General features: G+C 63.9%; 1 protein-coding gene. It reads right to left on the bottom strand.

The window, feature by feature from the left end; translation table 11 throughout:
* On the bottom strand, window positions 1-975 hold a 975-nt coding region (locus DIC66_RS22755; RefSeq protein ID WP_476705502.1), incomplete at both ends, for an ATP-binding protein.

Here is a 975-nt window from a genome sequence, read left to right as displayed (position 1 = left end):
TGGTGTCGGTGAGCAGCACCTGGGGCTGGTCCTTCATCCACTGGGCAAAGCCTTTGGCGCCCAACTCCTTGAACGTGTCGCGCGAGCCTTTGGGGATGGGCGCGGTCAAGTCGCAGGTGGGCTTGATAGGTGCTGCCAGTGGCAGCGCGGGCAGGGTGCGGCCCTTCATCTCCGGGTTGCCGTTGATGGCCACATCGCCCAGGAATTTGAGCAGGCGCGTGGCGCGGTCGCGGCGCTTCACAAAGTTAAAGAGCTCCGGCGTGGTGTCAATAAAGCGCGTGGTGCATTCGCCAGAACGGAACAGCGGATGCGCAATCACGTTTTCCAAAAACTGCAGGTTGGTCGAAAGCCCGCGCACGCGGAACTCGCGCAGCGCCCGGTCCATGCGGGAGGCTGCCTCATCCGGCGTGTGGCCCCAGGCCGTGACCTTCACCAGGAGCGAGTCGTAATAGGGCGTGATGACAGCGCCGCCATAGGCTGTGCCCGCATCCAGCCGGATACCGAAACCGGCTGCGCTGCGGTACACGCCAATCTTGCCGTAGTCGGGCGTGAAGTTGTTCTCCGGGTCCTCGGTGGTGACGCGGCACTGCAGGGCGTGGCCGCGCAGGCTGATGTCTTGCTGCAGCGGAATGAAGGAGTCTTCATCACCCACAGACGCCCCTTCGGTCACGCGGATCTGCGCTTTCACGATGTCCACGCCGGTCACCACTTCGGTCACGGTGTGCTCGACCTGGATGCGCGGATTCACCTCGATGAAATAGTACTTGCCGGTGTCCACATCGAACAAATATTCCACCGTGCCCGCATGCGTGTAGTGGGCAGCACGCGCCAGCCGCAGAGCCGACTCGCAGAGTTCGCGGCGGGTGTCCGGGTCCATGTAGGGGGCGGGGGCGCGCTCCACCACTTTCTGGTTGCGCCGCTGCACCGAGCAGTCGCGCTCGAACAGGTGAACGAGGTTGCCGTGCTTGTCGCCCA

Origin of the sequence: Rhodoferax lacus, assembly GCF_003415675.1 — a bacterium.
In the GTDB taxonomy this organism is placed as follows: Bacteria; Pseudomonadota; Gammaproteobacteria; order Burkholderiales; family Burkholderiaceae_C; genus Allorhodoferax; species Allorhodoferax lacus.
This window is presented reverse-complemented; position numbering and strand designations above follow the sequence as displayed.